Origin of the sequence: Paenibacillus barcinonensis (assembly GCF_003217495.1) — a bacterium.
Classification (GTDB): domain Bacteria; phylum Bacillota; class Bacilli; order Paenibacillales; family Paenibacillaceae; genus Paenibacillus; species Paenibacillus barcinonensis.
Window position 1 is genome coordinate 22,870 of the sequence record NZ_QJSW01000013.1, and the last position, 26,393, is coordinate 49,262.

The 26,393-nt window shown below is 48.8% G+C and carries 24 protein-coding genes and 1 pseudogene; all 25 read right to left on the reverse strand.

What is annotated here, in order from left to right; genetic code table 11:
• Positions 1-183 precede the first annotated feature (183 nt).
• The gene (gene rpoD / locus DFQ00_RS18560) at positions 184-1,323 is read right to left on the reverse strand and encodes an RNA polymerase sigma factor RpoD (protein ID WP_110897979.1); all 1,140 of its coding nucleotides are present in this window, start codon (positions 1,321-1,323) and stop codon (positions 184-186) included.
• A gap of 45 nt (positions 1,324-1,368) precedes the next feature.
• Positions 1,369-3,189 (reverse strand): DNA primase, encoded by a 1,821-nt coding sequence (gene dnaG, locus DFQ00_RS18565; protein ID WP_110898081.1) that lies wholly within the window; start codon positions 3,187-3,189, stop codon positions 1,369-1,371.
• A 47-nt stretch (positions 3,190-3,236) separates the two neighbouring features.
• Complete coding sequence (locus DFQ00_RS18570) at positions 3,237-3,704, reverse strand: YaiI/YqxD family protein (protein ID WP_425271042.1); 468 nt, start codon at positions 3,702-3,704, stop codon at positions 3,237-3,239.
• A 228-nt stretch (positions 3,705-3,932) separates the two neighbouring features.
• Positions 3,933-6,008 (reverse strand): glycine--tRNA ligase subunit beta, encoded by a 2,076-nt coding sequence (gene glyS / locus DFQ00_RS18575; protein WP_110897981.1) that lies wholly within the window; start codon positions 6,006-6,008, stop codon positions 3,933-3,935.
• Positions 6,001-6,888, reverse strand: coding sequence for a glycine--tRNA ligase subunit alpha (glyQ, locus tag DFQ00_RS18580; protein WP_110897982.1), 888 nt, complete (start codon positions 6,886-6,888; stop codon positions 6,001-6,003). The genes glyS and glyQ overlap by 8 nt, the downstream gene beginning before the upstream one ends.
• On the reverse strand, positions 6,836-7,072 hold the full coding sequence (locus DFQ00_RS28860; RefSeq protein ID WP_146236191.1) for a hypothetical protein: 237 nt from the start codon (positions 7,070-7,072) through the stop codon (positions 6,836-6,838). Before DFQ00_RS28860 ends, glyQ begins: the two co-directional genes overlap by 53 nt.
• A gap of 234 nt (positions 7,073-7,306) precedes the next feature.
• Positions 7,307-8,059 (reverse strand): DNA repair protein RecO, encoded by a 753-nt coding sequence (recO, locus tag DFQ00_RS18585; protein WP_110897983.1) that lies wholly within the window; start codon positions 8,057-8,059, stop codon positions 7,307-7,309.
• 35 nt (positions 8,060-8,094) lie between these two features.
• The gene (locus DFQ00_RS18590) at positions 8,095-8,235 is read right to left on the reverse strand and encodes a YqzL family protein (RefSeq protein WP_110897984.1); all 141 of its coding nucleotides are present in this window, start codon (positions 8,233-8,235) and stop codon (positions 8,095-8,097) included.
• Between the two features lie 177 nt (positions 8,236-8,412).
• Positions 8,413-9,312, reverse strand: a complete 900-nt coding sequence (gene era / locus DFQ00_RS18595) for a GTPase Era (RefSeq protein WP_110897985.1) — start codon at positions 9,310-9,312, stop codon at positions 8,413-8,415.
• A gap of 31 nt (positions 9,313-9,343) precedes the next feature.
• Positions 9,344-9,760 (reverse strand): annotated as a pseudogene (locus tag DFQ00_RS18600) (cytidine deaminase); the annotation flags it as partial.
• Positions 9,761-10,318: 558 nt separating this feature from the next.
• The gene (locus DFQ00_RS18605; RefSeq protein WP_110897987.1) at positions 10,319-10,690 is read right to left on the reverse strand and encodes a diacylglycerol kinase family protein; all 372 of its coding nucleotides are present in this window, start codon (positions 10,688-10,690) and stop codon (positions 10,319-10,321) included.
• Complete coding sequence (gene ybeY, locus DFQ00_RS18610; protein ID WP_110897988.1) at positions 10,690-11,187, reverse strand: rRNA maturation RNase YbeY; 498 nt, start codon at positions 11,185-11,187, stop codon at positions 10,690-10,692. The genes DFQ00_RS18605 and ybeY overlap by 1 nt, the downstream gene beginning before the upstream one ends.
• Positions 11,188-11,220: 33 nt before the next feature.
• Positions 11,221-13,470, reverse strand: coding sequence for an HD family phosphohydrolase (locus DFQ00_RS18615; RefSeq protein WP_110897989.1), 2,250 nt, complete (start codon positions 13,468-13,470; stop codon positions 11,221-11,223).
• A 16-nt stretch (positions 13,471-13,486) separates the two neighbouring features.
• Positions 13,487-14,458: a PhoH family protein gene (locus DFQ00_RS18620; RefSeq protein ID WP_110897990.1), complete on the reverse strand. Its 972-nt coding sequence runs from the start codon at positions 14,456-14,458 to the stop codon at positions 13,487-13,489.
• A gap of 6 nt (positions 14,459-14,464) precedes the next feature.
• Entirely contained in the window at positions 14,465-15,658 is a 1,194-nt protein-coding gene (gene yqfD / locus DFQ00_RS18625) for a sporulation protein YqfD (RefSeq protein ID WP_110897991.1), read from the reverse strand.
• The gene (gene yqfC, locus DFQ00_RS18630) at positions 15,655-15,948 is read right to left on the reverse strand and encodes a sporulation protein YqfC (protein ID WP_110897992.1); all 294 of its coding nucleotides are present in this window, start codon (positions 15,946-15,948) and stop codon (positions 15,655-15,657) included. The genes yqfD and yqfC overlap by 4 nt, the downstream gene beginning before the upstream one ends.
• A 190-nt stretch (positions 15,949-16,138) precedes the next feature.
• The gene (locus DFQ00_RS18635) at positions 16,139-16,741 is read right to left on the reverse strand and encodes a hypothetical protein (protein ID WP_110897993.1); all 603 of its coding nucleotides are present in this window, start codon (positions 16,739-16,741) and stop codon (positions 16,139-16,141) included.
• Positions 16,742-16,754: 13 nt separating this feature from the next.
• Positions 16,755-17,762 carry a flotillin-like protein FloA gene (gene floA, locus DFQ00_RS18640; RefSeq protein WP_110897994.1) on the reverse strand — a complete coding sequence of 336 codons (1,008 nt, stop codon included), beginning with the start codon at positions 17,760-17,762 and terminating at the stop codon, positions 16,755-16,757.
• 163 nt (positions 17,763-17,925) lie between these two features.
• Positions 17,926-19,239: an NfeD family protein gene (locus DFQ00_RS18645; protein WP_110898082.1), complete on the reverse strand. Its 1,314-nt coding sequence runs from the start codon at positions 19,237-19,239 to the stop codon at positions 17,926-17,928.
• A gap of 346 nt (positions 19,240-19,585) precedes the next feature.
• Positions 19,586-20,029, reverse strand: a complete 444-nt coding sequence (locus DFQ00_RS18650) for a GatB/YqeY domain-containing protein (RefSeq protein ID WP_110897995.1) — start codon at positions 20,027-20,029, stop codon at positions 19,586-19,588.
• Between the two features lie 15 nt (positions 20,030-20,044).
• Positions 20,045-20,218 carry a 30S ribosomal protein S21 gene (rpsU, locus tag DFQ00_RS18655; protein ID WP_005547957.1) on the reverse strand — a complete coding sequence of 58 codons (174 nt, stop codon included), beginning with the start codon at positions 20,216-20,218 and terminating at the stop codon, positions 20,045-20,047.
• 178 nt (positions 20,219-20,396) lie between these two features.
• Complete coding sequence (locus tag DFQ00_RS18660; RefSeq protein ID WP_110897996.1) at positions 20,397-20,756, reverse strand: histidine triad nucleotide-binding protein; 360 nt, start codon at positions 20,754-20,756, stop codon at positions 20,397-20,399.
• Positions 20,757-21,037: 281 nt separating this feature from the next.
• Positions 21,038-21,421, reverse strand: coding sequence for a hypothetical protein (locus DFQ00_RS18665; RefSeq protein ID WP_174812140.1), 384 nt, complete (start codon positions 21,419-21,421; stop codon positions 21,038-21,040).
• A gap of 353 nt (positions 21,422-21,774) precedes the next feature.
• A complete protein-coding gene (locus DFQ00_RS18670) occupies positions 21,775-25,194 on the reverse strand; it encodes an SbcC/MukB-like Walker B domain-containing protein (RefSeq protein ID WP_110897997.1) in 3,420 nt (1,139 codons plus the stop codon).
• On the reverse strand, positions 25,191-26,375 hold the full coding sequence (locus DFQ00_RS18675; RefSeq protein WP_110897998.1) for an exonuclease SbcCD subunit D: 1,185 nt from the start codon (positions 26,373-26,375) through the stop codon (positions 25,191-25,193). Before DFQ00_RS18675 ends, DFQ00_RS18670 begins: the two co-directional genes overlap by 4 nt.
• Positions 26,376-26,393: the final 18 nt, after the last annotated feature.

Genomic DNA, 26,393 nt, shown 5'->3' on the forward strand with positions numbered 1-26,393 from the left:
GAAGCACCTGACCATTCATTTAATTTATTGATTTGCATTGCGTGAAGAAAAACGATAAAATGAAATCCAATCAAACATTTCAAGGATGAATTTCCAAAAGAAAGAAATCTACATATTTAAATTAAAACGAAAGGAGACCCCGCCGCCGCCAAAGCGTCTCGCAGAAAGTCTCCTACAGTTCAATTATTCGAGGAAATCCTTGAGTCGTTTGCTGCGACTCGGGTGACGCAATTTACGAAGAGCCTTGGCTTCGATTTGACGAATACGCTCACGCGTAACACCGAATACTTTACCCACTTCTTCAAGTGTTCTTGTACGGCCATCATCCAGACCAAAACGCAGACGAAGAACATTTTCTTCACGCTCTGTCAATGTGTCCAGAACATCTTCGAGTTGTTCTTTCAAAAGTTCGTAGGCAGCAGCATCGGCTGGAGCCAATGCTTCCTGATCCTCAATAAAATCACCCAGATGAGAATCGTCTTCTTCACCAATCGGTGTTTCCAGAGAAACCGGTTCCTGTGCAATCTTGGTTATTTCACGAACCTTTTCTACACTCAGGTCCATCTCCGCAGCAATCTCTTCAGGAGTCGGTTCGCGTCCAAGTTCCTGCAACAATTGACGGGATACCCGAATCAGCTTGTTAATCGTCTCCACCATGTGTACAGGAATACGAATTGTACGTGCTTGGTCTGCAATCGCACGTGTAATCGCCTGACGAATCCACCATGTTGCATACGTACTGAACTTGTAACCTTTTTTATGGTCAAATTTCTCTACCGCTTTGATTAGACCCATGTTACCTTCCTGAATCAAATCAAGGAACAGCATGCCACGTCCCACGTAACGCTTGGCAATACTTACAACGAGACGCAGGTTAGCTTCAGCAAGACGGCGTTTCGCTTCCTCATCCCCGTTCTCAATTCGCTTGGCAAGCTGTACTTCGTCATCGGCAGACAACAAAGGTACACGTCCAATCTCCTTGAGGTACATCCGCACAGGGTCATTAATTTTGATGCCGGGTGGCAGGCTCAGATCATCATCAAAATGGAATTCATCATCGCCATCTCTGCCGCCATTCTCGGAATCATCGTTTGGACGAAGGGTGACCTCTTCATCATTCTCGTTAACCACATCAATTCCAAGGTCGCTGAGCTGCTCATAGAACTCATCCATCTGCTCTGCATCCTGCTCAAACGGAGAGAGTTTTTCAATAATTTCCTTGTAGTTCAGTGAGGCTCTTTTCTTACCTGATTCAATCAATTGATCTTTAACCTGATCCAGTGTTAGTTCTGTTTCTAGTTCAGTATGCTGATCATTCGCCATAACTCGACTCCCTCCTCCCTAGAAACATCTGAGTAATCTAGATGTTCACTGTCTCTCTAGGGCAATCATCTCAAGTGCAATTTGTGCCGCGCGTACAGAATCACCTGCCCGCTCTGCAGCAATCATTTCTTCTTTCTTCAGATCGTACTCTTTTTTGCGCGGATACTTTAGAACTTCCCTGATACAATCGTCAAGCATCTGAATACTCCATTCACCTGGACCATCCATCATCGAGATCGAGCTGACCGTCTTTTCCAGACGATCATCATGCAGAGAAGACATAAAACGACTTGTATCCGGCGGTTTGCCTTGCGCGTAATAGGCATATAGATAAGCAGCAATAGCTGCATGATCATCCAAGTTAAAGGCTTCTCCAAGATGTTCATTGACGTACTGGGCTGCTTCATCATCCTGCAGCATCCAGGCAATCAGCTTGCGCTCAGCAGCATGGTAAGCCGGCAACAGATTGGGTGTAGGCACATGCCTATTTTGTTGCCTACCATTATTCCACCTTTTCGTGTTATTATCCCCATAATCCTCGTTATTTTTCATCGCTTCCCGTTCCTCGTTACATTCTTGCTTCAATGTCTCGAAGGATACATCAACTTCAGCAGCAAGTTCACGAAGATATACTTCACGCTCCGTCGGTGAAGACAGAGGAGCAATCAGTTTTACTGCTTCTTTGGAATAAGCGATCTGACCGCCGCCTTCTAGCAGTATATGGTTTTTTTTAAGGTTTATAAGCTTAAATTTTGTAGTCGTTACGGCACCGTCCACAATCTGGTTACGGAATCGTTCACCACCGTGCTTTCGGATAAAATCATCCGGGTCAAGTCCCTCAGGAATGAGCGCGATCTTCACCTGTAATCCGGCTTCCTCTAATATGGGGAAGTTCTTCATGGCAGCGGCCTGTCCAGCTCGGTCGCCATCATAACACAGAATGACCTCATCACACATACCTTTAATCATCAAAGCCTGATTTTCCGTAAGCGCCGTTCCCATAGCAGCGACACCATTCTGAATGTCCTGATCCCATGCAGAGATCACATCACCGTAACCTTCAAACAAAATCACTTGTCTCTGTTTGCGTATTGCATTTTTGGCCTGATGCAGATTGTAGAGAACACGGCCTTTATTGAACAGCCGGGTCTCCGGGGAGTTCAAATATTTAGGCTGGCCTTCTCCCAATATACGACCGGCAAATGCAATCGGCTTACCGCTCCTGCCATGGATGGGGAACATAATTCGGTCTCTGAACTTGTCCACATATCCCTGGCCTTCACTTCGTTCTGACAGAAGCCCGCCCCGTTCCATCTCTTCCAGCGGATATTCGCGCTTCTCCAGAAACTGTACGAGCGTGTCCCATCGATTGGGTGCATATCCAATCTGGAACTGATCAATCAATTTGTCACCTATACCGCGCGAGCGTAAATATTCCATGGCCGCCTTACCATGCTCTGTATTTTTCAATAGAAAATGATACAGCTTCGCGGTAAGCTCATAAGCCTCCAATAGACGTGCCGTCTCCGGATTTACATGAGCTGCTTCACGCCCCTGCCAGTCACCCATGGAGATATGACTTTCTTCTGCCATCGTTTTGACAGCCTCGGGAAAGGACAATCCTTCGATTTCCATCCTGAATTTGATGGCATTACCGCCCGTGCCGCATCCGTAGCAGTAGAAAATCTGTTTCTCAGGTGTAACAGTGAACGAAGGCGTCTTCTCGGAATGAAAAGGGCAGAGGCCTTTCATGTACTTCCCCTGCTTGGTCAGATGCACAAATCGGCTTACCGTATCGACGATATCATGTTGCTGCAATACCGATTCAATAATACTTTCGGGTATACCGCCTTGTCCGTTACTCATCTCGGCCACCTTCATCTCTTCTAACACGTAAATATAATTCGATAAAGTTACACATTCTCCTGCAAATCTTTTAAAAGTTTTGTCAGTTTATGTTGAAAATTTTCTCGATCCTGCTCTGTGAAGGGCTTCGGCCCTTTCCCATAATGACCTCGTCGTCTGGCTTTAGCTGCCGTATGACGAGAATCAAGCATAAAATCAATATCCCGGTCATTAAATTCACGACCTCTAAACGACAGAACATAACAACGTTTGCCAAGTGCTAGCGCTGCAAGTCCATAATCTTGGGTAATGACCACATCATAAGGCTTGATATGATTCGCAATGTACAGGTCTGCACTTTGATCACTGCGATCCACCTGCACGGTTCGTACCCCTTCTCCTCCTTGCAGCAAATGATCAAAGGAAGATACAAGCAGCACAGGAATATGAAAAAGACGTGCGGTGTTGACAATCTCGGTCTTGACCGGGCAAGCATCTCCATCCACTACGATGTGACGTATATTCAAATCACTCAAACCCAGACCACCCGGTTTCATAAAATATCTGCATATTGTAATATACGACCTTGGCCATTCAAATTCCTTCTCTGCCTAAAGGAGAAAAACAAAGTCTAAAATACGGAGCGGTTGTTTTAAGCCAAATTCTACAATCCGCTCCGTATATTTATACCCTCATGTATCCTTCTTTAATACTGCCCTTGTGCACGGACGTATTTTAATACAGAAATCGCAGCCCTGGCAGGATTATCCTACCAATTTGGAGAAGTCTGCGAAGCCTTTCAAGTCCTGATCAATCGCGGCCAGCAATGCAAGACGATTCGCACGAACTGCTTCATCCTCAGCCATGACCATGACAGAATCGAAGAATGCAGTAATGGCCGGCTTCCAAGCGGAAGCAACAGATAGTGCTTCTGCAGCATTATGCTTGGCCAATGCATCACGATAGGCTGCATTCGTTTGATTCCAGGCATCAAACAGCTGACGCTCTCCCTCTTCTGTAAACAGTTCAGCATGAACTGAAGCATTGGATGCTTTTGCAGCCAGGTTTCCAACACGATTGAAGGACTCCACCGTTGTTTTAAACTCATCGCCTGACAACACTGCTTTCATCAGCGCCTCACCTTTAGGAACGATTGCACTGATATCATCGAATCCGGAAGCAATAACCGCATCAACAACATCATAGCGTACCGTTTCCGACAGCAATTTTTTCACGCGTAATGCGAAGAAATCCTGCAGGTCTTTACGAACTTCAGCGTCTGCACGTTTCAATAAATTCATCTGTGCATGAACTTCAAGCGCTGCACTAAATACATCGGACAAGGTCAGCGGAAGCTGATGATCCAGCAATATTTGTACAATGCCCGCTGCCTGACGGCGCAGTGCGTAAGGGTCCTGAGATCCTGTAGGGATAATATTAATAGAGAAGCAGCCAACGATCGTATCCATTTTATCTGCTGCACTCACGATTGCCCCTACAAGCGACGCAGGAGACTGATCGCCGGCGAAACGAGGTTGGTAATGTTCGAATACAGCTTTAGCTACCTCTTCTTTTTCACCAGCTTTACGGGCATAATCTTCACCCATCACACCTTGCAGTTCAGGGAATTCCCCAACCATTAGCGTGACAAGGTCAAATTTGCAAATATCTGCGGAACGGCTAACGGATTGAGCTGTCTCTGCCGATACCTGCAGCTTTGCAGCCAGGCTGTCAGCAATTTTACGAATACGTCGCACTTTGTCCCCGACTGTGCCGAGTTCTTCCTGGAACACGATGCTTTCGAGCTTGGACAATGCGTCCTTGATCTCCAGCTTCTGATCCTCCTCGTAGAAGAATTTCGCATCCGACAGACGTGCGCGGAGCACCTTTTCGTTACCCTTAGCGATAACATCCAGCGAATCACTGCCCCCGTTTCGAACCGTAACAAAATACGGCAAGAGCTGGCCTTCCTGATCAAGTACCGGGAAGTAACGCTGGTGCTCGCGCATCGACGTAATCAGCACTTCCTGCGGAATGTTTAAGAACGAGGAATCAAATGTGCCGAACAGCACCGTTGGCGTTTCAACCAGGAACAATACTTCTTCCAGCAAATCTTCCTTGATGGCAATATTCCAGTTTTTCTCGGAAGCCAGTGCTTCAATCTGGGATACAATCATCTGTTCACGTTCCTGAATATCTGCAATAACATGCTGTGCACGCAGCACATCCACATAAACGGAAGGCTCAGACACAAGAACCTCACTGCCCAGGAAGCGATGTCCACGCGTGACGTTACCCGCTTTAACACCCGTTACTTCCAGGTCAATCACATCTGCTCCAAATAACGCAACAATCCAGCGAATTGGACGAACAAACTTGAAGTCATAGGAAGCCCAGCGCATAAATTTCGGAAAAGTCATCGCATGCAGTACGGAAAGCAGGCCTTCACCAATCACTGAGAAGGTATCTACACCCTTGCTGCTTTTCGTTGCATAAATGTATTCAACACCGTTCAGCTCTTTGAATGTGAACTGATCCGGCTGCACCCCTTGACTGCGCGCGAATCCAAGCGCTGCCTTGCTCCAGTTGCCGCTGTCATCCAGCGCAATTTTACGGGAAGGCCCCTTCACTTCTTCCTCTACATCCTCCTGTTTCTCTGCAACGTTCTGGATCATAATTGCAAGACGACGAGGAGTAGCATAGGCTTGAACTTGACCATACGCTATGCGGGATGCATCAAGCCATTTCACGATGCGGTCCTCAAGCTGTGCGATCGCTGCGCGCATGAAACGAGCAGGTACCTCTTCCAAACCAATCTCAAACAGCAAATCCTTAGACATTCTCGGCTCCCCCTTTCTTGATCAGCGGGAAGCCCAGCTTCTCGCGCTCTTCCACATATGTCGCCGCCACTTGACGGGCAAGGTTGCGAACACGGGTAATATATCCTGTACGTTCTGTTACACTGATTGCTCCGCGCGCGTCTAACAGGTTAAAGGTATGTGAGCATTTCAGTACATAGTCATACGCCGGGAAAACCAAATGCTGCGCCATCGCCTTGTTTGCTTCTTCTTCGTACATATTAAAAAGAGTGAACAGCATTTTTACGTCAGAAATCTCAAACGTATATTTGGAATGCTCGTACTCCGGCTGACGGAACACATCTCCATATGCGATGCCTTCAACCCACTCCAGATCAAATACATTTTCTTTTTCCTGTATGTAAGAAGCAAGACGCTCCATACCATACGTAATCTCCACAGCTACCGGATTCGTTTCAATTCCGCCGACCTGCTGGAAATACGTAAATTGCGTAATCTCCATACCATCCAGCCATACTTCCCAGCCCAGTCCCGCACAGCCAAGTGAAGGATTCTCCCAGTTGTCTTCTACAAACCGAATATCATGCTTGAGCGGGTCGATACCCAGACGTTTCAAACTTTCCAGATAAATCTCCTGAATGTTGTCGGGAGAAGGCTTGATAATGACCTGGAACTGATGATGCTGGTACAGCCGGTTTGGATTTTCTCCATAACGTCCGTCAGACGGACGGCGGGAAGGCTCAACATAAGCCACTTTCCAAGGTTCTGGTCCAAGTGAACGCAAAAAGGTCATCGGATTCATCGTGCCTGCCCCTTTTTCCGTGTCATACGGCTGAACGATAATGCAGTTATGCTCGGCCCAGAATTGCTGCAGCGTCAAGATCATCTGCTGAAAATTCATAATCATGCTCCTTTTCGGTTGGTTTGTTAGCAAGCGTAGAAGAAGTCCAGTCCATAATAAACAGCCCTCGCCCTACGCCTGTTATACAGACGTAGGGACGAGAGCTGTTCCCGCGGTTCCACCCTACTTGGCCTGAGTCATACAACATTAACTTGTCTGATCCGGCCCACTTTTCCGTGTCCATTCATGCTCCCGAGTGCCTTGTTCACAAACCGATTCAATCAGGCTCCCACCGTCCCTGACTCGCTTTATGATTATAATTTACATGCAGCTCTACACCACGTTGCAAATTGATCATATTCTGAATCCAGCTTCCTACTTTCTCGTTCAATGCATGTCTCTAAAAAGAGAATTTATACTTTATAATATATAAATTCAAATATGAAGTCAACACAAACTTTAGGATGTACTTTACATGTCAAATTCCGTACTTCTCCATCTGATCTAGAAAAGAACGGGATTTGAGATGAAGCCCAAGCTGATGGTCCATAAAAGCCCGCATTACTTTTGTAATTTCATTGCGGGTAGACTCGCTTACAGATATATTTCCCAAACGCTGCAGGTCCAACTGCACAAACAAGCGTAGCAACTTTAACGTTTTTGCGCTGACCGCTATTGCTGGCGGATCAAAATGTTTGCATGCTCTACACAGAACACCGCCGAGTCTGGGACTGATAAATAGCTGCTCATCTGGCCGTTCGTGATTACAGGAAATACATTCAAGCAGCTGTGGACCATAACCAGCTGCCTGCAATATTTTCATCTCATAAAGACTAATGATTACGGCGGGGTCCTTATCTTCCTTCAAGGCCTGCAGACAAGCTTTTAATTGTTTGAACCAGAACGCACCGGTCTCTTCATCCTGAAGCACCCGATCCAGCAGTTCACATGCATAGGAAGCATACGCTGCCTTCACCAGATCCTCACGCAACTCATGATTGGATTCAATAATCTCGCCAGCGTTCAGTGTGCCGAGACCTGTATTGCGAAAATAAACATATTGACCATACGTAAACGGCTGCACCAGTGCAGCATGCCGGCTTTTTGGCTTTTTGGCACCGCGGACGAGAACACCTGCTTTTCCGCCACTTTCGGTGCAAAGTGTAACAATTTTATTTCCCTCGCCGTAGTCCATGCTGCGGATGACAATGCCTTCCACCCTGTAAAGCATGCTTCGTCACCTGACCATTCCTGAATCAGCCTTTTTTAAGCTTCAGCTTCTTCGTCTTCATTCACTTCCCTTGCAGTATCCGACTCCTGTCCTGACGAGTTACACGTCTCGGTATATAACAAATAGGACTCAACATCCCCTGTCATTGCAAATACCTTCCATGAAAAATCCCGCATCGGAAATTCATCCTCTCTTCGGAAATGACGTCTGGTTCTACCCGATAGGATGGAGCCTTGCAAGGGAAACTATGTGTTGCAATTAATGGATATGAACATTACTCTCCCTAGGACGTGTCTGAAACCGCTGAAAGAAGCAGATTTCAAACACGCCCTGTTCACAGGATGTCCCCAAATTTATTCGCGTCCAAACCCAAGATCCCGTAGCACACGATCCTGATTTCTCCAGTCTTTTTTCACTTTGACCCACAGATCCATAAAGATTCTGGAGCCAAGCAAATTTTGAATATCCTGACGCGCGCGCTTGCCCACTTCTTTCAGCAAAGCTCCCTGCTTGCCGATGATGATGCCTTTCTGTGAATCACGTTCAACAAAGATAACAGCGGATATATAAACTACGCCATTATCCTGCACTTTCATATCTTCGATTGTCACTGCGATGGAGTGAGGTACTTCTTCGCGGGTCATTTGCAAAATTTTCTCACGAATCAACTCGGCGCACACAAACTGCTCAGGGTGATCTGTTACCTGATCGTCCGGGTAATACTGTGGACCTTCCGGCAAATACTTGCCGATCTGCTCAAGCAATGTGCTCACATTGCTACCCAGCATGGCCGACACAGGCACGATTTCTGCAAAGTCATGTAATTTTCGATATTCCTCAATCAGCGGCAGAAGCGCTTCCGGTGCTATTTTATCAATCTTGTTCATAACCAGAATGACCGGTGTACGCACATTTTTCAATTGCTCGGCGATGTAGCGATCTCCGCCCCCCATGCCTTCTGAAGCATCAATAAGGAACAAGGCTGCCTCGACCTCTCCGAGCGTGTTTAGTGCGGTTTCATTCATATAATCACCCAGCTTGGATTGACGTTTATGAATGCCCGGCGTGTCCAGAAATACAATCTGCTGTTCTTCAGATGTGTAGACCCCATGAATTTTGTTACGTGTAGTCTGCGGCTTGTCCGACATAATTGCAATTTTTTGCCCGATCACCTGATTCATCAAAGTGGACTTTCCTACATTAGGACGTCCAATAATTGCGACAAATCCGGATTTAAATTTTTGCTTTTTCATATGTTCCTCCTCAGGCGCCTAGGCCTGAAATTTATTTTTTTACAGAGTTCAGATCTGAAGGGCCAAAAGCCCATGGCAGCAGTTCCGCTACTGTTGTTTCTAACACGTCACCCTTTAAATTCCCCAAAATAACTTTCATATCCGGCTCACACAGCTCATACATAACTTGGCGGCATACCCCGCAAGGCGCAATTGGCCCCTCTGTGTCTCCCACAATAGCCATGGCTTTAAAGCTACGTGGCTTCTGTCCGCCTGCAATGGCGCTGAACATGGCGGTACGCTCCGCACAGTTCCCCGGCGTGTATGCAGCATTCTCAATGTTGCATCCATGATGCACATGACCTTCACTATCGAGCAGTGCTGCTCCTACCCCAAAATGGGAATATGGCGTGTACGCTTTGGTACGTGCCTTTATTGCTTCCTGCATTAACAAGGTGTTGTCCATTGTTTTTCTCTCCCTTTGGGGTGTGTATAAACTGTGAGCTCATTTCGTTAAGCTGATTGAAACATTTGGATTACACGGGCCACTCCGATGACAGAACAAGCCTTCGATCACTGTTATCCCCGGATTTTTTTCATCACTTTTTCCAAAGTGAAAATCCGGTGATAAACGCGCACGCTTCGCTTCTCCAGCTTTTTTCTGTCCTCTCCGTTATCGTGTAATCTTCAACAAAAATCAGCTTAAAGGCAGATTCACACTTTAATGGGTGTGTAGTTATAACCTAAAAATCTTGGATTACACGGGCCACTCCGATGACAGAACAGGCCTTCAATCACTGTTATCCCCGGATTTTTTTCATCACTTTTTCCAAAGTGAAAATCCGGTGATAAACGCGCACGCTTCGCTTCTCCAGCTTTTTTCTGTCGTCTCCGTTATCGTGTAATCTTCAACAAAAATCAGCTTAAAGGCAGATTCACACTTTATTGGGTGTGTAGTTATAACCTAAAAATCTTGGATTACACGGGCCACTCCGATGACAGAACAAGCCTTCGATCGCTGTTATCCTTACAAGAGCCCCAGCCAGGTCATCACAGGTTTCAGGAAAACAAAACAGCCAATGATGACGGCGAACACCGCAGCCAGCAATACAGCCCCGGCAGCGGTGTCTTTGGCCGCTTTTGCGAGCGGATGGATATGCGGCTGTGCCAGGTCAACGGCTGCTTCCACCGCTGTGTTCATCAGTTCTGTAACGATGACCATGAATACGGCTGTCAGTACAAACATCCAATCCGTTCTCGAGATATTGAAGAAAAATCCGGCTCCACACATCAAAACGGCTACTCCAGTGTGGACTCTTACATTCCGCTGCGTCCGCAAGCCGTATGCAATTCCTTCCAAAGCATTGAGGAATACGAGACCCCAGGAGCGCCTTCTCATTATCGTGTCAACCCGGCTTGTGCAAGGACAGCTTCCTGTTTGCCCATCATTTCCGCTTCGCTTGCCTCATCCTGATGGTCGTAACCAAGCAGGTGCAGGAAGCCATGTACGAACAGAAATCCTAACTCGCGTTCAAAGGAATGCCCGTACTCTTCACTTTGCAAGATCGTGCGTGGAACGGAGATGATGATATCGCCAAGAACATCTGGCATTTCTTCCATCTCCTCATCCTCATCCAGCTCATAAATAATATCCAGTTCTTCATCCACGGATTCATTCATGGCAAAGGACAGCACATCTGTCGGACGGTCGATACCACGGTAATCACGGTTCAGTTCATGAATCTGTTCATCGTTAACAAACGTGAGCGCGACCTCTCCTTCGGTAATACCTTCTGCCTCACCAGCAATAGCCAGTAGTTGCTCCAGCATCGCGATCATCGACTCCGTAATTTCTTTATCCTGTTGTTCATTATTCCATGCGAGGTTAAGACTCATTCCTTCATAACTCCTGTCTGCTCTTAATATTGATCAGCCGGCTTCAGGTGATGTCGGCTTCGGTTTCTTAATTTCTTCCGGATATTCGATTCGGGAATGGAAAATGCCCATCACTGTTTCCTTCAACGTTTTGGCGACGATATCCAGCTCACGCATCGTAAGATCACAATCGTTGAACTGATGATCGTCCAGACGTCCCTTGATGATCTTCTCAATCATAGACTCTACCTGCTCCACCGTGGGCTTGCGCAACGAACGAACCGCCGCCTCAACACTATCCGCTATACCCACTATAGCAGATTCCTTGGACTGCGCCTTTGGCCCAGGATAACGGAAATCCTCTTCCGTGAAGTCCGGTTCAATTCCGGCCTCCTCCGCCTGACGCAGTGCCTTGTGGTAAAAGTAGTGCAAAAACGTTGTACCGTGATGCTGTTCGGCAATATCACGAATCGGCTTTGGCAATTTATAATCCTTCTGCATCTCTACACCATCCCTTGCATGAGCAACAATAATTGACTTGCTCAGCTTGGGATCAATCGAATCATGCGGGTTCTCCATATTGTTCTGATTCTCGATAAAATAGACAGGTCGCTTGGTCTTGCCGATATCATGATAATACGAGCCAACACGACATAGCAATCCATTAGCCCCTATCGCTTCAGCTGCCGCTTCGGATAAATTGCCCACCATGACGCTGTGATGATACGTGCCTGGTGTTTCCGTAAGTAATTTGCGAAGCAAGGGATGGTTGGGATTGGAGAGTTCCACCAGCTTGAGTGCAGACAAGATGCCAAATGACGTTTCAAAAAACGGCATTAATCCAATCACCAGAATAGCTGTAAGCACTCCGCCTGCAAAAGCGTACCCAATGCCATACAATGCAGTTGTACGATTCCAGTCCCCTGTATCAATCAACGCAAGTGTAAATACAGCAAGCGATCCGAAGAGACAGACCATAATAGCACCCTTCAGGATGGTCGAGCGCTGACTGGCCCGATGTGTAGCAAATATCGCTACAAACGATACAACAAGCGCAAAGAAGCCAAGCTCAAAGTCGAAAAGCTGCCCCTGATGTGTATTCAGAATGATACTGGACAACAGACCGATCAGAATAGAGCACACAAAAGCGAGAGTTGTATCCAGCAGCAAAGCGATGAGCATTGCCCCCACAGCCACCGGAGCGAGAAACCCGATAAAGGGTCGCTCATTGGTCTGAATCACAGCGGTGACGTGCATAACTACAATGGTGATCATAAAAATAATAACAAGCATAAGCAGCTGGGCATTATTATATTTGAAATGTGTACCGCTGCTCTGCTGAATAAACATTAAAATCGCCGCTGACAACATGCAGGAGAACAGAAGTAATCCGAGTTGAGGCCAGTAGTTGACTTCGTTTTTCAGCAGATCATTTTCACTAAGCAATGCATACATTTCAGGGGTAATCACTTCCCCTTTGGCTACCAGCGTATCCCCCTGTTTAATAAACACAGTTGGTGTATTTTCACGTGCCTGGACCTTGGCTTCCTTGGTACCCTCTTCATCGTAGAAACGATTAGCAGTCACTACCAGGCGTGTAAGCTCCTGCACCACTTCCCGCTGTGTACGTTTGCTGAGTGAGCTCGCACTGACCATTTCCGCCACTTTGGCACGCGCCGTTGTTGCATCACTAACCTGATCGGTCATTAGTCTAGCAACGATGTTGCGGGCAACAGGCTTCATCTCCTGAATGTCATCCGAAGTCAGACGGGAGATTTTGATATATGTCTCCTCTGGAATGCGATAGCTCTGCTCCTGCACCACATTTCGAATCTCTTCGAGCAGCGTGTCAGAGTATGTACCGGTTTTCCGATTATTATTAATATAATTAGACACAAAATCCTTCTGACGCTGCGGAATTTCATCCCGGTATATATCAATTTTATCCTGACTGGAGATCTGGTCATCCTGATTCAAGCGATCAATACGATCAAGCAACGTGGTCATCAGGTTTTCGTTACGCATCTGAAGGATTTGATATATAGGCTGTACCCGCTCGGCTGCTTCTTCCTGAGCCTTGAGTGTAGCCTTATTATTCGGAATCTGCATTGGCGCAGCAATATCTACTTCACTGCGTGTCCCCTCCTGAATATCATATCGTTCAGGTAACAGCTTCGAAGAAAGACTCACATAAAAGAGAAGCACTAAAAACAAAAAGAGAAGATAGCGTGCCCACACGCTATACTTCCATCCTGTCGCTCTATTCGGAAAAGATTTGCCTTTTGACATGTCTTTCGAGGTCACTTTAGACAATCCCTTTCTATGCTTGATTTTCTGCGGCGTTGTTGTAAGCAACAATAATTTTCTGAACAAGAGAATGTCGTACAACATCCTGCTCCGCGAAATGCACAAATCCAATTTCCTGAACTTCGCTCAGAATTGCACTCGCTTCCACCAGTCCAGATTTTTTGCCGCGCGGTAAATCAATCTGTGTTACGTCTCCGGTAATGACCATTTTGGAGCCAAAGCCGAGACGAGTCAAAAACATTTTCATCTGTTCAGGAGTAGTGTTCTGCGCTTCATCGAGAATGATAAAGGAATCATCCAGCGTACGCCCACGCATATAAGCCAAAGGAGCGATTTCGATTAATCCGCGTTCCAGAGCCTTCGCCGTCTGCTCCTGCCCCATCACATCATAGAGCGCATCATATAGCGGTCTAAGGTACGGGTCGACTTTCTCCTGCAGATCCCCAGGAAGGAATCCCAGACTCTCACCTGCTTCCACCGCAGGCCTTGTCAGCACGATGCGTTTCACACTGCCTTCCTTGATCGCAGCTACAGCCAGCACAACCGCCAGGTAGGTTTTACCTGTTCCGGCAGGTCCGATACCAAAAACGATATCTCTCTTTTTGATCGTGGTGACATAGTGCTTCTGTCCAATCGTTTTTACACGAATCGGCTTCCCCCGATATGTCGTGGTGATCTCGCCCTTGAATAGATCCAGCAGCTGATCTGCACGCATATCCTTGGCAAGCTCAATCGCATACATCACATCTCGTTCAGTTAACACATACCCGTTACGTATTAATTGTAGTAAAACATCAAATAATTGTTCAAGTGATTCCACATGCTGCACAGTACCAAAGATATTAATCTCCGCTTCGCGTGATGCGATCTGGGCAGGAATTTCTTTTTCAATCAGTTTCAGAAAAATATCTTGGGGGCCAAATAGAGATTGCCCCTCTCCCGCACTCTGGAGCGAGATTTGTATGCTGCGTGTTTGCTCTGACAAATATCCTCATTCTCCTTGACTATGGACTAACGGAAGTTCTTCCGCGATGCTTTCTTCCACTTCAAATAATACTTTCATATAAACTTTACCATTCTCTTTCTTCTCATGCAAAATTTTTTCACTTAAAATTTTCGTTCCTTTGCCGTTTTTGGCTAAAATATCGTTTCGTGCCCCCTCCAAACCTTTCATTTTGGCCCAGGTCACCGTCTGTTCTTCCTGATGAAAACTTGTTTCCATATCCTTCTCTGTCATCCAGCCCATAGGCAGGTTGAACGAACGCCAAGTCAGCGGCTTGTGATAGGTTTCCGTATCATATGACTTGTAGGGCGTGCTTCCATATCCCCATAATTGGATAGCCCAGTCCCCGAGCACCACATAAAAGCGCTCCTTGCTCTCCCCAGTCATCGTTTGGTGCTTCTGAAGAAGCGGCACCTGAATATCATACTCCCGCCATACCATGCCGCGCACTTCTCCTTTGGCAACAATCGTTTTGGTGTTCTCCTCATCACCGAGAATGCCGGAGATTAACACTTGTCCTTTCTTCACTCGCATGTCCTTCTGCACAACTGGACGGCCCTGCTCTGCATATATATGGGTGACGACAGCATCTGATTTACTAATCAGATGTCTGGGACTAAGCAAAGGCTCACGCTTCGGCTGTGCCGACTCTACCACCTGGATCGTGACACTTGTCCCCTCTTTGGTTACGCCAATCCAGGTTACATCAGGAAGTGCAAGGGCAAGCTGTCTGGAGAGCTTGTCCTGACTTCCCATGCGGAATGACCATTGGAACGGATAAATGCCTTCCTTTTTGGCTGCAGCCAGCACTTCATCTGTCGGAATTGTCACATTACCCTTAACCTCTACATTCCAAACCATTGAGGATAATGCAAATAACGCTATCATAAAAAACACCATACCCAAGGCAAAAAACTTTCTACGCAAGAGGCGAGCCAGAAAAAAAGGGAAACCGCTACGATGTGTGATTTTCACTCTGCAGCCTGTCCCTTTTACGATGGGACGCAGTCTGAAAAAATGCGGAAGCAAAATGCTCATCTCCGCCTGACGTCCATCCTGTGCACGCAAATCCCATACGCTCAGTCTTTCTTTCGTAATCATATTGATTAACGTCTCGATATCTCCGCCTGTAACCTTGATCCGCACGACCCCTCGCAATTTATACAGACTTGGCTGCTTCATTCGTTCCCCTCCACTCCATTCATATGAATATCCAGAATTGTGCCTTCTACAGCGACTTCATCCGGCAAAATATTGCGTATAACCAAAGCACTGCCTTTGATCTCCAATTGGCCTTGTGACAGGGCGAGCACGATGCGATCTGGCGTGAAATGAATCACACCCCGATGATTCTCTATATACAGCTGCTTGCTGCCGATCAAGGTTAACCGTGGCATATCATAAAGCACATCCTGCGGCAGATCGAGCACCTCACTGGTCCATCTGCGCAGCTTGCGGCTGATCCGGGTCATTCGAAGGTCTTCCCCCTTCCTCTACAGTTCAACTTATGCGCAAATTCAGGGAATTATGAGGAATCGGCAAGCGGTTATATACTTATTTTGAATAAAAAGCAAACAAACGTAAAAAGCCTTCTCCGGGGGCACATCACCCACCAGAAAAGGCTTCGTTTCAACATTCCATCTTGCGATCACTTGCCATAGACTACAGCTTGCCTCTTGTACCAAAGGGTTGCTTCGCGCGTGGAGCACCCAGCACCTCTGCCCAAAGCACCCCTGTTCGAATGTCCTCTGGACGAAGACGTGATGTGCCTGCATCGGCCGTATCCACATCTTCCAGACTTGAACTCTCCATAGAAGGAGAGCTCCCCAAAGAAATACGATCCAGTCTATCTTGAATCAGACGTTGCTGCTCTTCCATTTTTCTCATCTGCTCATCTACCGAGCTGCGCATGCTGTCCAGTGACTGTTCACGACTGAACTCATCTCCCTGGCGAGAGGTTGCAGCAGGCTCGGAGTAAGGCTGATCATAACGTTCATCGTATTGTTCATCATAGCGCTGGTCGTCATAGCGTTCATCATTCTGTTCCTCATATCGGCGGTCTTCCGATCTGGATGACTGCTGCGGAGGAGCATTGTGCACCGGACGATTGCGGTCTTCGCCGCCACCAAAGGTTGGCATTCCGTTGCTCGGACGCTTCTGATTCGGATTCGCCGACTTCCCCAGCTTGCCCAGGAATGAAAAAAGTACAAAGGCGGCAACGGCTACCACATACAGATTATTAAATATCCATTCAAATAGGCTCATATGCATTCACCGCCTATCTTCCGTTTTTGGAATCACCTTGATCGCTGGAATTCGAACCTTCAGCAGGTTTTCCCAAAGAATTCCGCATCTGAGTATCTGCTTCAATGTTTTTCAGGTTCATGTAATCCATCACACCGATTTTACCGCTGCGAAGCGCTTCAGCCATTGCAAGAGGTACCTCGGATTCAGACTCAACAACCCTTGCTCTCATCTCAACAACGCGCGCTTTCATCTCTTGCTCTTGGGCTACGGCCATCGCACGGCGCTCTTCTGCTTTTGCCTGTGCAATACGTTTATCCGCTTCAGCCTGCTCCGTTTGCAAGAAGGCACCAATATTTTTACCTACATCAACGTCGGCGATATCAATAGACAAAATTTCAAACGCAGTTCCGGCATCCAAACCTTTGGACAACACGGTACGGGAGATCAGATCGGGATTCTCAAGCACATCTTTGTGAGAGTTGGAGGAACCGTTTGTACTTACAATCCCTTCGCCTACACGGGCAATAATCGTTTCTTCACCAGCACCACCGACGAGGCGGTCAATGTTCGCACGAACCGTAACTCGCGCCCTAACTTTAACTTCGATACCATCCTTGGCCACCGCAGATACGATTGGTGTCTCGATCACACGCGGGTTAACGCTCATCTGCACGGCCTGTAATACGTCACGACCTGCAAGGTCGATGGCTGCTGCACGTTCAAATTCGAGTGGAATATTAGCACGTTGCGCTGCAATCAACGCATTAACAACACGGTCAACGTTACCACCTGCGAGGAAGTGACTCTCAAGTTGATTAATATTCAGACCAAGACCTGCTTTAGTTGCTTTGATCAGCGGGTTAACAATTCGACTAGGCGTTACACGTCTCAATCTCATCGCAACCAGTGTAATAATACCCACTCGAACGCCGGATGCGATGGCCGAAATCCAGAGCATGACCGGGAAAAAGCTGAAAAATACGCTCAATACGATAATAGCCAGCACCGCGATGAGCAGAATCGTAATCATTGGGTCCATAAAATAAATTCCTCCGTTTGCAATATGTTTTTTTGAAAAAAGAGCATCAGAATTGACGCTGTACACATGCGCTGCTGAAACCCGCTTCCACCATACTGCCCGCAGCCCGGCAAGATGGTTATGTACACCGCCGAAGGGAACTTCTCACTTCGGCCGTTGCAGATTACACCGGCAAGGCCTGTTGAACAACAATCCGGGTGCCCTCTGCTTTAATCACAATAATGGGCGTATCGACCGGGATGAAGCCACCATCCGTGACTACATCAATCCGTTCACCATCAAACAGCGCAGTACCTGCTGGACGAAGCGGGGTCAGACTGATGCCCTGCATGCCGATCAACTCTTTGCGCTCTGTTGCCGAGGAATACCCGCGATCAGCAGACAAGCGATCACTTAATATAAACCGGTTCCATATTCCTCTGTCTTTGAAGACAACCGCTATGATGGCTACAACGACAAGCGCTGCTCCAAAAGCAATGCCCAGAGATACAAACGCATCACTTGTATCATAAGCTGCCCGCACTACACCGGCAACTAGCGCTATCGACCCCACAATGCCCAGAATACCAAAGCTTGGGATAAACATCTCCAGTATCATCATAACGAGCCCAATCGTAAATAATATCCAGGTTTCCGCTCCGGCAAACCCCGCAATGTAGTTACCAGAGAAATAAAGAACAAAACATACAATTCCAACGATTCCCGGAACGCCAAATCCAGGAACAATGAGTTCAATAATGACACCGGCAATACCGATAAACAGCAGTATCGTCATCACAATCGGATTGGTCAGAAAAGTTGAAATGTTCTCCGCAGTTGTGCGTTCCATCTTGAACACATCTCCTTGACCATACCCAAGCCAGGTTGCCGCTTCTTCAGGTGTATTGCCGATATGATCCGCATACCCCACTTTCAGCGCTTCCTCAGCGGAGAGAGCAATAATTTCACCTTTTTGCTTGGTTTTATTGATCTCCGGCATCTCTACAACGATATTGACGTCAGTCATACCCGCTGCAATGTCACTATCCCGGCCGCTCTTTTCGGCAGCTCCTTGCATTTTGCTCTTCCAGAAGGCTACCAGCTTCGGATCATCGACATGTTTGCCTGTGCTATCCACCATGGCAGCAGCCCCGATCATACTTCCGGGCGACATTACGATCTTATCCGCATTCAGCGCTAGAAAACTCCCGGCTGATGCAGCATCACCGCGAACAAATGCCACTGTTTCAATCGGGCTTTCTTTAATCATCAAGCCAAGCTTTTCAGCTGTATCGACACGGCCTCCCGGCGTATTGATATCGAGAACGATCAAGCCAGCATTCATCTCTTCTGCTTCCTTGAAACCGCGCTCCATAAATTTGCCTAACCCCTGCTCGATTGGTTTATCAACCGGAATAATATATACGGCGCCGCTTTTCCCAGCTGCTTGCGCTGACGGTATTCCAATCCAGAGAGGAAGCAAAAGCGTCAGCAGCATCAAGAGCAGTATGGACCCCGTAAGCTTCTCCCGGCGCTTTCCCTTCACAATAGTCCCTCCTTTTCCAATAATGCTATACTGTCCAGCTTATGGTATTTATTACGCACAAAGCAAGCTTCCGTTTCAAAAACTTTAAATTATATTTGAATGCTTACGTAAATGCAAGAATTATATACCCATAATCATGTTTATAAACCATTTTTTATAAATATTTATGTATTTTCAGTGAAAAATGCAACACAAGCTTTGCAAAATCGTAGATGCAGCCACGTTGTAATAACCCGACACTGCTGAATAAATGAAAAAACACCCCCTGACAAGTCAGGAGGTGTTTATAGAATTTGCTTTATTGCAGAAATTGTTGAACTGCTTGATTAACCAGTTTGCCGTCCGCTTTGCCTTTAACTTTGGGCATAAGGGCCGCCATCACTTTCCCCATCTCGGCTTTCGAAGAAGCACCGGTTTCCTGGATGGTCTGCTGTACAATAACTTTAATTTCTTCTTCGGTAAGCTGTGCAGGAAGATACTGGATAAGTATTTCAATTTCCGCTTCGGCATTTGCCGCGAGTTCGTCGCGACCTGCTTTGCCAAATTCCTGGAGGGCATCTTTGCGCTGTTTGATTTCACGACTCAGGATATCAAGCACTTCGTTGTCATCCAAATCTCTTTTCAAATCTATCTCAAGATTCTTGATCGTCGAACGAATCAACCGAATGGTGGAGAGTCTGAACTTGTCCTTACTCTTCATCGCTTGCTTCATATCTTCGTTCAATCGTTCGCTAAGATTCATGTAGTTAAAATCCTCCTAAAACTTTCTCTTACGAGCAGCCTCGGACTTTTTCTTGCGCTTTACGCTTGGCTTCTCATAATGCTTACGTTTCTTCACCTCAGCCAATACGCCATCTTTAGCGATGGAACGTTTAAAGCGACGAAGTGCAGCATCAATAGTCTCGTTTTTGCGAACTTTAGTTTCAGACACCAGTTTTCCCTCCCTCCGACCAGACCGTCCAAGAGCAATAACACGGTTCATCATCTTTCATTATAGGCGAAAGGCAATAAAAGTGTCAACCTTAACGTGATCCCTTAATATTAGCTGAGATGCAGAAGTTTTTCAAGTCCAAAACGAGAAAAGCTGCTAAATCGCATCTTTTCCACTCTTATCTGTGTGAATCCGACAGACTTGTGAGTGCGCCCATACGAGCACCGCCCAGCAAATGATAATGCAAATGATGAACAGTCTGCTCACCGTCACGGCCGCAATTGTTAATCAGGCGATATCCCGATTCCTTGATTCCAAGCCGGGTTGCCGCCTCCTGCGCAGCTGCGTGCATCTCCCCGATCAAGGGCAGATCTTCTGCAGTGACGTCATTCATTGAAGTGATATGCTTCTTGGGAATGACCAGCACATGCGTTGGAGCCGCTGGCTGAATATCATGAAAAACGATGACGTGATCATTCTCCAATACTTTATTGGAGGGAATGGTGCCCTCTACAATTTTGCAAAACAAGCAATCCATCGTACATCCCTCCTTCCTTTGGGTTCAATTATGTATTCCTTGTATATCATACTAAAAGTGCAATGCTACGTCCAATGCCGAACCATCCCGTTTTAGTCAGCTGATATCCATGAAATACCCGGCTTGATCCGGCGCTCCGACGGTAGGACGGCTCGTCGTCCTGCTGGATGAAAAAAGCCACACCCTGGGCCAATGATCTCTTTGACCGGGTATGACCTTGATTCCGCTTGCTTGGTTAAGGTTTTCTCCAAGCGGAGGTGGAGGTTATGCTTCTGAAATGTTTAATAATATGGCAGCAGCGTTAATGCCGTCAGCGCAAATAAAGGAAGTACAAGCCTGTTAAACCGTCTGCGTCCATATCCATAATACGGGTATGGACCAGGATAGCCATATCCAGGGTAGAATCCGCGAGCCTGAGCCGCAGGATAATGAACAACAGGCATCATATTGGGGCCCATATTGGCATGAGCTGCCATAGCTTCGTTTCCAACCGGGACTGCCAAATAAATCATCTCATCATCTACATTTTCTACAATACCATCATAGTACGAACCATCGTTCATCTGGATGCATACATACCGATGGATGTGCTCCTTGCACAGTTTCTTTGCTTCCGTTTTATCCACACTTAACGCCTCCCACTTCAGCTCATCTTCTCCCTTCATCGTATTCAGGGCTGGGCGAATTGACACTGCTTCACATGGAATGAAGAAAGCAATATCCATTAAGGAAGCATTAAAAAAGCAGTTAAGCCAGCATGAATTGAAGCGATTCGTAAAAAACTGCATAAAAAAAGAAGCCCCTCGTGAGCGGGCTTCGGTGGAAGTCCGGCTACGCGGACATCCATACAGGAAGCTTTCCTGAACAGATGTCCGACGGGGGGCTTAAAGCAAGTTTGTCGGCTTAACTGTAGTATAACAGCGTGTTGAACCTGTATCTGTGATGTAACTCACTTGTTAATGCATGCATCAAAAAAAGAAATGATTTTACAAATTAAGAATTTACAGGAATTCCTGTTCTATAAAGTTTCCAGTACAACTCGAGAGCCAGCACCAGCGTCTCCAGCAGGAAGGACGACCAGTTTACGCGGCAAGCGTGCACGAAGCTCAGGAACGTGACTGATGATCCCCACGGCCAGTCGATCGTCATGCAGCTTCTCCAATGAGGTAATGACTGTATCGAGGAGCTCCGGGTCCAGGGTGCCGAAGCCTTCATCCAGAAAGAAAAATTGCAACGGATATTGTCCACGCAGCTGGATTTGTGCTGATAACGCCAAGGCCAGCGACAAGGAGGTTAGGAAGGTCTCTCCTCCAGACAACGTAGAAACTGGACGTTTGACACCACCATTGGCATCGTCACAGATCACAAAGCCGCCGCCGGAATCCACCTCCAGCGAATACCTCTGCTTAGTCAGGAAGCGAAGACGCTGGGATGCCGCATGGCTGACCTGCATCAGCTGCTCCTCCGCAATATATTCCACGAATGCATTCCCCCGGAAAGCAGACTGCAGCTTGCTTAACAGCTCCCCTTGATGACTGACCTCCAGTCGTCTCGTCTCCAGCTCCGTCCAACGCACATGTCGCTGTTGCACATCCTCCAGATCACGTTCAGCACGCGCCTTCGCCTGCAGGGCAGTCTCATCCTCCATTCTCGCCTGCTTCAAACGTTCAGTACAGGATACCCACTGTTCCTCGGAAACAACCGCACCCTTCAGCTTCTGCTCCAGTTCACGCAGTTGCGAAGCCAGCTCCCGTTCGCGTTCTCGATGATGCTGGATATTCTTCTTCAGCCGCTCCGCATCCTCAGCTGGTATAGCCGCCTGTGCAACCTCCGTATCCGTCTCAAACGGGGACTGTTCAAGCAGGTGTTGCCAGCGCTCCTGCGCGAGTTCAAGATGCTCCAGCGCTGAAGCAGCAGCCTGTTGAGCCATGACATCCCGTTTCACAGAATCCTGCTTCATTGCGTCTGCTTGTTTGAAGCGCCGTTCAGACACCTCCGCAATGCTACGCAGCTCGTCCAGACGAGCCTGTGTCGCGCGAATCAGATCTTCTACACGCTGCTCCCCGACCCACTGGCGCAAACGCTCTTCCTTCTCGGCAAGCAGCCTGCTGCTGCCCTGCCATTCGGTCTGCCACTGGATCAGCTGCTTGTCCAGCTCTGTCAGCTTCTGCTGCAATGACTGGACAAGCTGCTCCTTCTCTTCAAGGAACGTCACGCTTTTGGCCAGACGTTCCTTGATGTCTTCCGCGCGCGCATCGCGCTCCTGCATCGCTTGATAGAGGCCTGTGGCCTCCGCCTGGGCGATGTCAGGCAGCTCTGCGGCCCAGCGGACCTGCAACGCAGCCGCAGCGGCTTCGCTCTCGGCCAGCTTGCGCTCCGCCTGGGCGAGCCCGGCACGGCCGGCCTCTTGCGCAGCTGCCGCTTCCATGCGGCGCTGCTGCGCGCCAGAAGCCGCCTGCAGCAGCGCGGCGGCTTCGCCCTGCAACGGCGCTGCAGCGGCAGCCAGCGCGTGCGCGGCTTCGCGCAGCGCAGCGGCACGCGCCGCCCAGCCCGCCGGAGATCGCCCATCCTCGGGCGATCCGGTGGGCTCTGGCGCCGCTGCCGCAGGCGCGGCCTCGGCTGCGGCCGGGGCATCGCCGGCCGCGGCGCCGAGCTGCGTCAGCAGGCTGCGACGTTCGTGCAGCTGCTGGCGCAGCTCAAAGCGCAGCTCCTGCAGCTCCGCGTGCAGGCTGCGCAGCAGTTCCAGGTCCGCATCGTCTGCGTGCGGACCTTCTCCCGGCGGCGCAGCCGGGAGCGGGTGGTGTGCGGAGCCGCACACCGGACACGGCTCGCCATCGCGCAGCTCGGCGCGCAAGGCGGTGGACAGCCGGTGCAGCTCCTGCTCCCGCATCGTGCCGCGCAGCTGCTCCTCCGCCAGGGCCAGCAAGCCCTGTTCGCGGCCGATATCCTGCTCACAGGCAAGCAGGGCCTCAACCCCCGCTGACGCCTGTTCCACCAACCGCTGACGCTGCTCGGTCAGGCGCCTTTCCTCTGCGGCCGCTGCTTCCAGCTTGTCGGCCCCCTGCTGTGCAGACTGCTGATAAGTCTGCACATCTGCTTGCTGCTGTTTCACCTGCTCCAACGCCAGATCAATACGATGCTTCAGCTCAAGTGCCATTTGCAGCTGCCTGCGTTCCTCGGACTTCACTTCGTTCGGCTTCAGACTTTCCTGCAGCTCTTCACGGCGTTTGCGTCCGCGCACCTGCAGCTCGCGCTCCTTATCTAGCTGCTGCCCAAGTGTGGTCTGTTCAGCCTGCCCTTTCTCGATCAGCTGTGCAAGCCGTGAACAATCGGCCTGCAAACCGTCACGCTCCCGCTGCAGCTCCTTGGCCTGCTCAAGCTGGTCCAGACGTAGCAGCAGCTTAGGCTCCTCTGTAGCCAGCTGCTGTCGAGCTACGTCTGTCTTCTCTGCTTCCTCCACAGCCAAGCGTTCATGCTCGGTCGCCTGATGCTTGGCAACTTCGGCCTCCAACTGCCGCTGCTGCCGAGCCGATTCCGCATCACGTACAGTCTGAAGAGCTGGCAGCATTACCTCCGCTGCTCCCGAAAGCTTCAGACGCCCTTCATCCGACTCAACCTGTGCCGCCTGAGCTTGCAGCACCTGCTGTTCTTGCATGCGTACTTGCTTTTCCTGACTCAGCTCTCGAATTCGTCCTAATTGCTCTGCCTCTTTCACTGTCGTATCCAGCGTTTTCCGAGAGGTTTCGGCATGCTTGACTGCCGCCTGAAGCAACCGTTTTGTTTCTTCAAGCGTTTCTTTGCTCGCATTGCCCAGCCCCTGCTGCTCCGCAGCTATCGCCTGATGAGCCATGTCATTATCCTTAACTCTGCGACTTAATTTGATCGCAAGCTGATCACCATACTTTTCCAAATGAAACAAGCGTTGCAGCATCTGCCGTCGCTCACTGCCTTTAAGGGAAAGAAATTCAGCAAACTTCCCTTGCGGCAGAACAACCGCTCTGGTGAAATCGTCCATCTTCAGACCAATCACATCTTCAACACACCGATTCACTTCTGCCAGCTTGTCGGCAAGCACCTGATCCTCGCCATCAATCGTCTCAATGAACTTGCTGACTGTATTGCTGACAGACACCTCGTTGTTCCGCTTGAAGCGTCGTTCTACCCGGAATCGTCGCACACTCTCTGCCGAAGCCAGCTCAAAGGTAAACGCAACCGAAAGCGAGTCCTCCGCATGATTCATAATGCCCTGAGTCCCGTTTACGGCCCGTTCCACCTTGCCATACATCGCAAGTGTGATGGCATCAAGCAGAGACGATTTTCCGCTGCCCGTTGGTCCGAAAATACCAAAAAGCCCTGTCTCCGTCAGCACAGTAAAATCAATCTCCTGCATCTCCCGATAGCTTTGCAGCCCTGCAACCTTCAGTAAAATCGGCTTCATCGCCCTTCGACCTCCTCGCGCACACCTGGCTCGTCTTCATCCACCAGCTCCAGGAACAGCTGTACCAGACTGTCTTCCGGCTGTGCTCCTCCGGTCTGACGTTGATAAAACTTGCGGAAGAGCTCATGTACAGGCAGCTGTGAACGCTGCTCCATCAGCCCTGCCGCCTCCATCTCGGGATAGACTGGACGGATATGAATGATGCCCTCATGAGCTTTGCGCAGCTGCTGAATTTCCTTGAGTGACATCGCATCCTCCAGCCAGACCTCCATATCAATGTAAGCCTTGGAATCCCGTCCCTCATCCAGCCAGCGGTATACCTCTGCCAGTCCTCCGCGCGCCTTCCAGCGAACAAGCGGATTACCACAGGTTAGCAGCACCTCCTCCACCTGTGCTTCGCCACCCGGTGTGAGATCCACCATCGTAATCGACTTGCTCTGTCCTGCTTCCGAGAAGCTGTAAGCCAGCGGAGAACCACTGTATCGAATGACCCCTTCGCCTTTGACCGCCTGTGCGCGGTGAAGATGTCCAAGCGCCGTGTATTGGGCACCAGTAGCCAGAGAGGAGGGATCGACGGTATACGCACCGCCAACCTGAATCGGACGTTCCGAATCACTTTCTACACCGCCAAGCACATAAATGTGGCTCATAGCCAGATTTACCGTATCCGGACGAAACGAAGAGGCCAAACGCTGCATTAGCATGCCAACTCTGCGGCTGTAGGCTTGACGAAGCACATTTTCATCTCCATCTGTTGTTAACAGCTCGTTCAATCTCGCTTCCGACGGATATGGCAAAGCTGCAATATGCGCAGTCTCCCCGGTACGCCGAGCATGAATAGTCACAGCTTCCGATACGGGTGTGCCTACCAGCGTAATCCCTTGTCTATTCACAAGCGGTGTGACCGAAGCAACCCGCTCAGGCTGATCATGGTTACCAGCAATAACCACCAGAGGTCTGCCATGCTCCGTCAGACGCGCTGCCGCTTCATAAAACAGCTGCTCCGCCGAAGCAGGCGGATTCACCGAATCATATACATCTCCAGCCATCAATATGGCATCCGCCTGCTGTTCATCGGCCAGTTTAACGAGTTCATCAACGAAGTCCTCCTGTTCACGAAGTCTGCTTCGCCCTTCCAGCGTTTTCCCCAGATGCCAGTCCCCTGTATGCAAGATACGCATGGTCCGTTCCACCTCTTT